This window comes from Arachidicoccus sp., from assembly GCF_050436765.1.
GTDB lineage: Bacteria > Bacteroidota > Bacteroidia > Chitinophagales > Chitinophagaceae > Arachidicoccus.
The window spans coordinates 1-10,542 of sequence record NZ_JBNQGD010000372.1; the positions used below are offsets into that span (position 1 = coordinate 1).

The 10,542-nt window shown below is 38.7% G+C and carries 7 protein-coding genes; all 7 read right to left on the bottom strand.

The window, feature by feature from the left end; all coding sequences use genetic code 11:
• Nucleotides 1–739 (bottom strand): glycosyl hydrolase 2 galactose-binding domain-containing protein (locus ACQR30_RS15720; RefSeq protein ID WP_429736709.1); only part of this gene is annotated, 739 nt, incomplete at its 3' end.
• Nucleotides 740–859: 120 nt separating this feature from the next.
• A complete protein-coding gene (locus ACQR30_RS15725; RefSeq protein WP_429736710.1) occupies nt 860–1,006 on the bottom strand; it encodes a hypothetical protein in 147 nt (48 codons plus the stop codon).
• A 324-nt stretch (nt 1,007–1,330) separates the two neighbouring features.
• On the bottom strand, nt 1,331–3,628 hold the full coding sequence (locus ACQR30_RS15730) for a GH92 family glycosyl hydrolase (protein WP_429736711.1): 2,298 nt from the start codon (nt 3,626–3,628) through the stop codon (nt 1,331–1,333).
• Nucleotides 3,629–3,643: 15 nt separating this feature from the next.
• Nucleotides 3,644–5,890, bottom strand: coding sequence for a glycoside hydrolase family 95 protein (locus ACQR30_RS15735; protein WP_429736712.1), 2,247 nt, complete (start codon nt 5,888–5,890; stop codon nt 3,644–3,646).
• Nucleotides 5,891–6,092: 202 nt separating this feature from the next.
• The gene (locus ACQR30_RS15740) at nt 6,093–7,310 is read right to left on the bottom strand and encodes a DUF4998 domain-containing protein (protein ID WP_429736713.1); all 1,218 of its coding nucleotides are present in this window, start codon (nt 7,308–7,310) and stop codon (nt 6,093–6,095) included.
• Nucleotides 7,311–7,354: 44 nt separating this feature from the next.
• A complete protein-coding gene (locus ACQR30_RS15745; protein WP_429736714.1) occupies nt 7,355–8,638 on the bottom strand; it encodes a DUF4959 domain-containing protein in 1,284 nt (427 codons plus the stop codon).
• A gap of 53 nt (nt 8,639–8,691) precedes the next feature.
• Nucleotides 8,692–10,542 (bottom strand): RagB/SusD family nutrient uptake outer membrane protein (locus ACQR30_RS15750; protein WP_429736715.1); only part of this gene is annotated, 1,851 nt, incomplete at its 5' end.

The window sequence follows — 10,542 nt, forward strand, 5'->3', positions numbered from 1 at the left end:
AACTGTTGTAAACATGCAGCATAACGGACAAGTCGGCTCGGGCATTGGTGGGTAAACTCGTTCTAATCCAGGGATCTTCTACAACAAGAGCACCTGTGTTGCTTAAATACACATCATCGGTGATGCCGCTGTTGAGCCCGGGGACATAGGGCATCCAGTCCCAACCGGCACTAGATATATAAGTCGGGCTGCCATAATTAGCCATAGGCTTTTGCGGGACGGAAATCAATACTGCCAAAATGTTTTTTGTATCTCGTTTTACAATCCGGGTGATATCAAATTTTCCTCGTTGCACAATGCCACTCAGCTCACCTAAGTATTGGCCATTTAAGAATATCTTCCCTTTTCTGTTGAGGCCTTCAAAATTTAGCCAAATCTTCTGCTTGGTAAAGATCTTTGGAACATCAAATTCGGTCCGATACCAATAGCTTCTGTCGTATTTTGATTTATCTACTTTATAAATATTGTCTCCAAAGTTGGGATCTTTTTCTAAGCCAGCTACCACATAGCTGTTAAAGACTGTCCCTGGTACGACGGCTTTTACCCACTGCGTCGTATTATAGTTCTTTCCAAACATTTGCAGACTGTCTTTTACCGCTGATCTGGGATAAACTTTCCAGATGATGGATGCGGAACTGTCTAAGGAATATACCCATTGAGCATGACAATAATTTTGCACACTAACGCATAGCAAAACAACAAGAAAACGTTTTTTTAAAAAGTTTACAGAAAGATTCATTAGCCAAAATTTATTTCGATCTGGTTTGAAAAAATATTTTTATTGTCCAATAGTCTCGCACCAATTTACAATATGGCAGGCCGCTTCGGCTTACCTGACGCGTCACGAATGAAGGTTCTTTTAGTCAACAAAGAATCCTTTGTCGCGGCGTCCCCAGTAATCAAAAATATTCCCCATAGCTATTTGTGCATTAGCGAACTTGAAACTTAATCCAGTAGCGGACTTCGATAAAATCAAATCTCCGTCGGGCAACATAGCCGTTTTCATAACAGTACCTAGTTATTTGAAAAATCCTCCTTAGCGTTATAACGTATAAAGTATGCCATTTCTGCATTACGCCCCGACCATCTTTCTATCTTGGTTTAAAGCGGAGATACGCATCAATTATTGTAATGCCAACCTATTGCACGTTTAGCGCCATTGAAGCGTAAGGGAGTCCATTTTTTCTGTTGTTCAATGATGATAATTCCTTATAAGTTCGCTTTGCTAAAGAGAAGAAACCTGTCAGTATAAAAAATTACCCGCACTATGATTTCCTATCTTCATAATATATCAAATTCCTATATTGTAGTACCCTTTCCATCTGGAGAATTAATTAAAACCAAAAGCGGGCGGCCGATCAGTGCTCAAAATTCCCCAATTTTTATCCGGCCTAGGGCCCATTACAAAATCGAGTTCGCCGCCATTTTCAATATCCTGTTGCCTGATAAAAGCATGCGTATATATTGCTCCATTTAATGTAGCTGATTGAATGTATCTATTATCTTCAGAAACATTTCTGGCAGAAATAGTAAACCTTTTTCCATTACTCAAATGAATAGTAGCTTTACTTAACAATGGAGAGCCTACTGCGTAAATTCCACTGGACGGATTAACCGGATAAAAGCCCATCGAGCTAAAAATATACCAAGCAGACATTTGACCACAATCCTCATTGCCAGCATATCCCGAGTAAGTATTGTTATACATTTCTTTCAAAATCTCAGAAGTATAAAACTGTGTTTTCCAAGGCGCGCCGGCATAATCATACAAATAGGCCACGTGATGACTTGGCTCATTTCCATGTGCATACTGTCCAATTAGTCCAGAAGCATTCCCGTTTATTTTTCCAGAAGAATCTTTAAGCGTAAAAAATCTATCGAGCTTATTGACAAATGCCTTGTCGCCACCGCTGAGCGCGATTAAACTAGGCACATCCTGAGGCACATACCAATAATATTGCCAGGCATTCCCTTCAGTAAAAGGATTACCGCCATTAGCACCATATTGCAATGGATCAAAGGGTTCTAGCCAATTACCGTTATGATCTTTCGCCCTGAAAAAGCCCGTTTTTTTATCAAAAAGATTTTTATAATAATTGGAACGTTTTATGAACTTATCATAATCATTTCTTTCACCCAACTTCTTTGCAAATTGAGCAACACACCAATCGTCATAAGCCATTTCTAAAGTAATAGAAACTGATTGAGATTGTAAATCTTCCGGCATATAATGATACTTGCCCCAAATATCAAATGGCGAGTTCGGATGATTAGTTTCTGAGGAAGCAATCACAGCCTTGTATGCTTCTTTTATGTCGAAACCTTTAATTCCCTTTAAAACTGCATCTACAATTACAGGAATTGAGTGGTTCCCAATCATACAATAATTCTCTTGTCCCCATAAAGACCAAATTGGTAAATAGCCGTAAGTTTTAAAATGTAACAGCATACTTTTGATAAAGGCAGCATCTTTATTTTGCTGGATCAAAGTATAGAGCGGATTAGCTGCGCGATAACTATCCCACAAAGAAAAAGTAGAGTAAAAGCCCGCATTTTTTATATTTTGCGTCGTATAATCTGCAGCCATATAATCACCGTTTACATCAGATATTGTATTTGGTTGAATAAACGTATGATACAATGCCGTATAAAAAATTTCCTTTTGCTTAGTCGTTCCTTCTATTTGAATTTTACTCAACTCTTTATTCCAAATTGCATCTGCACGTTGTTCTGTTTTATTAAAATTCCAATCTGGAATCTCCTGATTAAGATTCATTTTCGCATTCTCCATACTCACGGCGGAGATACCGACTTTCACCAATAAAGGCGATGGGCTTTTTGCAAAACTAAAAATTGCTCTAACATCAGTACCATTGACAATAGGCTGGGCGGAATAAACCGTGTGCCCATCAACAATTTTATCGCTATTAATTGAATGAGAAAATTGCGCATAGAAATAGACTTTTCTCAATTTCGCCCAACCCGTAATTATTCGAAATCCTTCGATTGTATGTGCATCTATGATGCGTATTTGCGAAGCGATGATTTTTGAGGACCAGCTGCCTTTATCCATCGAATGGTTTAGGTCAACCAACACATATTCTTCACTATCTTTGGGGAACAAATAACTATGAAACCCCGCGTGCGTAGTAGCAGTGAGTTTAACTTTTATATTAAAATCTGCCAAGTCTACCTGATAAAATCCTGGTTTCGCTATTTCGTTTTTGTGAGAAAAAGAGCAGTAATATTGATTAGCCGATTTCAGATTTCCATCAACGAAAGGATTGCCGGTTATCGGTAAAAATAAGATATCAAATAGTTCTCCAACACCCGTTCCACTAAGATGTGTATGACTAAAGCCGTATATTTCACCATCGTTGTGATTATAACCAGAAGCCACGTCCCAACTAGGAGCCTCTCTTGTATCCGGACTTAGTTGCACCATGCCAAACGGTACAGTTGCTCCCGGAAAATTATTCCCCGAAAGACTTGAACCATTAACAGCACCGGTACCAATAAAAGGATTTACATATTTAGTAACCTCATTGGAAGTATTTTGCGCAGACAAAACAAATGGCAAAAAGATCAAAACAAAAAGATCAAAATATATACGCCTATAATCCTTCATATTTTTATTTAAACTTTACCGCTTTTCTGATTGAATAGTTTTTATTATTCCATTTACACGCACCTTTACGCTTTTAAAAATTGGTGAACTAATCGTATATGCTGTTACTTTTCCGTTCACCCATTTAAAACTTACAGTAAAATTACCCCTTGCCTTTAACCCTTTTACCTCTCCGGAACTCTTCCACTGATCAGGAATGGCAGGCAGCAAATCAATAAACCCCTCATTACTTTGCAATAGCATTTCTGCTATACCAGCTTCCGCACCAAAATTGGCATCTATTTGAAAAGGAGGTCCGGCAGACAATAGATTGGGATAAACTCCACCTCCCGAGCCATAATTTATATTCGTTGCCATGGTAGGCCTCAATACATTTTTCAATAATTTATAGGCACGGTTGCCATCATATAATCTAGCCCAAAAAATCTGTTTGTAAGCAATTGACCAGCTTGGCCCATCATCACCACGCGCATTTAAAGTTTTTTTGGCAGCTGTTGCCCAAGCCGGCGTTTTATCAGGAGAAATTAAACTTGCAGGATATAAACCATACAAGTGTGAGATATGTCTATGATGTACATCAGTTTCTTTGAAATCCCTCAGCCATTCCATTATTCTGCCATCAGGAGCAATTCTAGCTGCCGGTGGAATTTTTGTCAACTTATCTTGTAGTACTTTCCTAAAAGAAATGTCCTTGGAAAGTAATTTTGAAGCCTTGATAACATTGCTAAAGAGCTCTCTAATAATTTGGTTGTCTATAGTAGCACCCATGCAAATACTGGCTGTTTTACCGTTGGGTAAATAAAAAGTATTCTCCGGCGACGAAGAGGGTGAAGTAACCAGCCAACCAGTTACGGGATCTTTTACTAAAATACTATTATAAAACGCTGCGGAGCCTTTTAAAATAGGATAAATACTATCTAAATAAGCAGTATCATTTGTAAATTCGTAGTGCTGCCAAAGATTGTCACACAGCCAACCAGAGCCAGCTTTAGAAATGCCCCAAGAAGCACTTTCTCCCGGCTCAGTAAAGCCCCAAACATTTGTAATAACGTGCGCCACCCAACCTTTTGCATTATAATAAGCTTTGGCTGTTCTCTCTCCATGTGGCACCATGTTTTTTACCAGTTCAGCAAGAGGAAGATTTAATTCTGAAAGATTAGAAACCTCCACCGGCCAATGATTCATTTCTACATTTACGTCTAGATGATAATCCCCATTCCAAGGTGTATGAATTTGGTTTGCCCAGAGCCCCTGTAAGTTGGGTGGCAATAAGCCTACACGCGTACTGCTAATTGTCAAATATCTTCCATATTGAAAAAAGAGTGCAGCCAATCCATTATCTGTTTCAGGATGCGCCTTAAAATTGTCCAGCCGCTTATCAGTTGGCAAATCAGCTCTAGACGACGCCCCTAAATTCAGACTAACTCTATCGAAAAGTTTTTGAAAATTCGTTACATGCTCCTTCTTTTGTTCAGCAAAAGGGATATTTAAACCGCTCTCTAAATCCTTTTCAAGTTTTGCTTCGAAAGCAGTATTTTTAAAATCCGTTCCTGCAGAAATAATGATGGTTGCGGCCGTCGCCTTGCCAATAACTAAATTGTTTCCGTCTTGCGAAAGCTTTCCCCCGTTTAATACTACTTTTACTTTTGTATCATATTTCATTCCTTTGCCATCGGTGCCATTATCTAATTGTCCGGACATTTCAAGCACATTGTCTTTTAGAGAAACGGTTGCACGCTCCGGTCTACTAATCGTAATACTACAATTAATCATTCCTTTTTTGTTGGCAGTCAATCTTATCACGTCTACGTCAGATCCAAAGCTGGTAAAATATTCGCGTTTATAATTTACACCGTTTACGCTAAAGGAAGTAGATGCCAACGCACTGTCAAGAGAAAGCTGCCGTTCGTAATGCTGATATAGCGTTGTAGCTTCACCGTAGTCATATTTTATTTGGAGGTTTCCTAAAATCTGATAACAACCCCATTGACGTCCACCAGAGCCTTTACCTGTACACACAAAATGCTGATCTATCAAATTCTGCGCTTCATTATTTTTACCTTGAACAAGTAGTTTTCTAATTTCCGGCAAATACTTATAGGCATCATAATTATTTGCATCTTGAGAAGAACCCGACCAAAGCGTGATATCGTTTAAAGTAATATTTTCATTTGTTACGCCTCCATCTGGCATCATACCTAAGCGGCCGTTCCCAAGAGGGAGGGTTTCTTCCCATCGTGTAGCAGGTTGTTTGTACCACAAACGCAGAGACTTATTTTGCCCAAACAATAAAATGCAATTAAAGCAAGATATTATTATCAATATGCCCGTCTTTTTTAAGCGAATCATTAATTAAATTAAACTTTAAAATCGTTAAAATAAGGTTTGGTTATTTATTATATAAAGTAAAATTAGCTTCGCCATCCCCAAATAATAGCGATACAATCCCTCATTAATAACTTAATTATTCTTTATTCCAGAAAGTAATCTGGCTAATATTTACATAATTAGGATCATCATAAGTTTTAAGCACTCTAATCATTACATATCTTACAGGTGGCGGATTGTCAATTAGCGTTTTGTTGATCGGTACAATTCCATCATCTGCTCTTACAACTTCTGTCAACAATGTCCATCCTTTCGCTTGGGCTGTTGCTTTCCAGTTTGCATCATTGGCCGGAATTTGCAAAACAGCATTAGTTGTATCTGCTATCCCCCAAACTTCAAAGTCGGTAGGGTTATGACAACAACCTCTGCCGATTTCTTGAATTTTCGCTAAGTTATTATATACTTTACCCATGTCGAAACTAAAATGCCTTGGAAATGTTCCATTGCCATCACTATGATATACATTGGGATAATCTTTAGGTGTCATTACACCATCCCATAGCTCATTGATAGAAGTACCAAAGTCGGCAGTCATATCATAGGGTAACATCGTACCCTTAAATAAGCTTTTATCGCATTGTACCAGCCTAAAAATAGACGGAAATGTGTCATATGATGAAGTATAGAATGTATCTATTGCACCCATCTTTGGAATAAAAGAAGATTGATACAGTACAGGGGTACCAAACTTATAATCCGTCAGCACCAGAGAGTTAACATTTGGGGCCAAGAACTTTTCTTCCAGCCCACCAGATTGATTAATATATTTTATTGTAGTAGTAATATTGATCGTATCAGGGGCAAGAAAATTTAGCTGGACGGAGGACAGATCATTACTTACTATAAACGGTGAATCTATATTTACGGGTCTATTATACAAACTGCTTTTATAAACATCGCCATAGACTCTGGCATTGTCAACTTCTGTGTTGATAGATTTATTTCCCGCACCATCATAGGATTCAATGAAAAAAGTATAGCTGTATTCCTCCAGGTTGCTAACCAGGCACTTAACCGTATCTGAAGGGTTATGTGAAGTTGCGGCCACAACTAAAGAATCAGCATAGTTATTCCAGTATACAACATATTTACTAACACTGGGATCCGGGCTCGGATGCCACTCTAACATCAGACGATTATTACCGGGTAATACAGAAACATTTTGAATTGCCCCTGGATAGGTTATTTCTTTACCATCTAGAAATGACCGGAAGTCCGTTGCTTTTCTTGTGCAGGCAAATGTAGCTACAAGGAGCCCCAGTATAATCCACGCATTTTTATAATAAGTTCTCATTTTAAAATATTTTTTATTCTTAAAGTAGCTGTTTGTTCTTTATTTTATCTTGGATCTCCATAAAAGGACATTTCATCAATATCAAAGAAATTATCCGTATGCCCCATGTTTTCCAAACATTCAAACCTGATATACCTAACCTTTGGAAGGTCTATCGAAAAATTATAGCCAAAGCCCTGCTTCCAAAAATTCCAGTCGTCATTGGTAAACTGAGGAGAAGGTAATCCTGAAGGTTTCGGTAATGCATTATACAATCCCATATTAATCCATCCATTAGGCGTCATACCGCCCACCGGTGGAAGTTCCGTACTATCTGAAGGCATCAATTCATCCTGGGGAGCATCGGCCCTACCCCATATTACCCATGTTTGTGGCGTGCCTTCGCTCCACAAAAATTGTCCCTGGTCACCATCTCTTCCCCATATTATATATCTGCTTAATCTGGCAGTTCTTCCCATATCAAATGTTACCCAAGCCGGCCATATATAATTCTTTGCATTATGAATTTGAATAGGCTGCTCTGTATTGTAGCAGATTGTGCCAGTAGTTACATTGTCCCATAAATTATGGAGGCCATAATAGTCATTGTATGGCAAGACATCAGTGGGTAATATGTAAGGAGTAAAGAGGCCCTTATTCATAATTGTCTCGTAAATAGGATTGATCGTTGCAAACAACGTGTCTGACCTATTTCCAAATTGGTCTGTAACATACAGTCCAAATTGTTTGGGCAGGGTGTCAAACCCCCTTAAGCTATAATTAATAGAATCTTGATTCGTATAATTTTGGTTGATAATTTCAAGCTTTTTAGTGACTACATCGGGCATAATTGCAACAACCCCAATATCCGCTTTTAAATCATTTCTACCACGAATATTAACGCCGCCAAAATCATTTTGCATCGACAAAGACGCGAAGGTCTCCAAATAAGGAGGGGTAGCCGGATGCACAGTAACAACCACCGAATCCGATTTTATATTTGCTCGGCTTACTGTATATAATAATACTTTATAGTCTTGACTTTTCGCAAAACCACTTACCGTCACACTATCAGAGTAATAGGATGATTTTGTTTGGCGGCTTACTTTATTATTGATTAAATACTCTGCCTGAACATAAAGAATATTTTTAGACTCCGGCAAACTGTAGGTAATATAAGCGCCACCATTAAAATTAGTGACTTTTATATTGGTTACAACTCCCGGTTTCGTCAAATCGGTAGAAACAATTTCGTTATACCCGTCTGTTTTTTTACAAGAAAATTGCGAAACTGCTAATATCACCACAACAAATGCCAACCACTTCTTCGTTTGAAATATAGATAACATAATTATTTGAAATTAAAATTGAAATTTAATTATTAATTGATCTTCCCTAACTTCTACCAATAAGGTGTTTGTACCAAATTAGGGTTTGCCAGCAAGTCATAAGTTTGTATAGGGAATAGATAATCTTTCAAACCAAAAATGGGCTGATAAATTGTGTTTACTTGGTAATAGCCCGAAGTATTTCTATTAAATACAGTCCATCCTTGAATTGGATTTGAGAGAACCTCCTGTAGTTCCTTCCATCTTCGAAGATCCCAACCTGCCTGTCCTTCAAAAGCTAATTCAATACGTGTTTCTTGGTGGATAATTTTTCTTAATCCATCTTTGGTTGTAGGAGCAGTGGGGTTTTTAGAATATTGAGTCCAGGCATCTAATACCCCTGGTAATCCAGCTCTCGACCTTACTTTATCTATCCACGAATAAACTTCGGGGCTCGGCCCTCCCACTTCATTCAGGCACTCTGCATACAATAACCATAATTCAGGCAACCTCATAAAAGGCCAGGAATAATTTTGCCAAACAGACGTCTGGCCTGCAGTGGATTGATAAGGTACTAATTTCTTTGCCCAATACCCGGTAGCATTATAACGTAAACGATCAGATGGCGCTGCCGGCCCATTTACTCCATTGATAAAATTAGGATTATTATCGTCCGTATTTCCCGACCCGAACCAAATACTTCCATCAAAAGCTACATCGGCATAATAACGCGGTTCTCTATCAAAATTGCCTTTGTTAGTCGTATAACCTTTTTTAATATAATAGGCATGGGCATCATCTCCCTGGGCCAATTTATATCTGTTGTTATAATCCCAGGTCTTATCCTCATTGATAGGAACACCATGATTGGTGTAAAATAACTCCGTTTCACCTATAGGCACAGAAAAATTAGAATAGACAGCAAAGACATTCGCAGCAGCCGCCGCATTCACACGTGGAGAAGCCATATATTGCCAACCGAAATAAGGGTTAAGTGTCCATACCTGTTCAGGATTCCAACTGTCTGTAAAAGCACCTTGAATAGTAAGTAGTTCTTTGGTACTATCTGTCATATGTACAATATTTCCTTGTGTTTGTAGTTGATACAATTGAGCACCTCCGGCGTTTGCCGCATCAATGGCAGCTTTGCAGGCATCTGCAGCTCTTTGCCATTTAGTTGGATCGACAGTTGTGGAAAATAAATTCTCTCCGTCTTTCCCTTTTACAGAAGCATAATCCGGGTTGCCATTAAATAAAGGGCTTGCCTCTGTGGCCAGTACTTCAGCTTTTACGGCCAAAGCTATTGTACCACTGATTCGACCATCTTCAGCAGCAGCATTTTGAATGGTTGGAGGTAAGTCAGGAATGGCCTGATCTAACAAATCTACCACATAATTAAAGCAGGAATCCACTGTTTGTTGTTTTTGTCTCACTTCATCGCTTGTCGCATTTACAGGAATTGCTACATCTGCAATAGGAATAGGGCCATACATACGTATCAGCCAATAATGATAGTATGCCTTTAAAAATTTCGCTTCCGCAATCCATCTTTTTTTCTGATATAAAGGCAAATCAGGAGGTATATTTATATTCGCCAAAAAGGTATTGCACATGCGAATGGACTGCCAGAGATTCACACTAGAAGTCCCAGTATTATATCCATCCCAAAAATTCATCAGCGGATTCTCTGCATTCTGCAAACCCCTCATAAGGTTAAAGCCATTATCACCACCGGCGCCTCCTAGGGTAGTCTTATCAGAAAGGTCAATAGGAAAGATCACCTCTCCCGAAGCAGTGAATCCTGGGTTTCCTGTAACGTTTGCCAATGCTTGCAAATTTGCATAGCATCCATACAAATAGGCTTGTGTCTCATTTGCGTTGCTAAAAGAACTATTTAGTGTAGCAACATTATCTGGTGTGACATT

What these genes read in the sequence shown, in the direction of transcription:
- ACQR30_RS15725 (WP_429736710.1), bottom strand. Translation starts at nt 1,006, where the DNA reads ATGAAAACGGCTATGTTGCCCGACGGAGATTTGATTTTATCGAAGTCC.
- ACQR30_RS15730 (WP_429736711.1), bottom strand. Translation starts at nt 3,628, where the DNA reads ATGAAGGATTATAGGCGTATATATTTTGATCTTTTTGTTTTGATCTTT.
- ACQR30_RS15740 (WP_429736713.1), bottom strand. Translation starts at nt 7,310, where the DNA reads ATGAGAACTTATTATAAAAATGCGTGGATTATACTGGGGCTCCTTGTA.
- ACQR30_RS15745 (WP_429736714.1), bottom strand. Translation starts at nt 8,638, where the DNA reads ATGTTATCTATATTTCAAACGAAGAAGTGGTTGGCATTTGTTGTGGTG.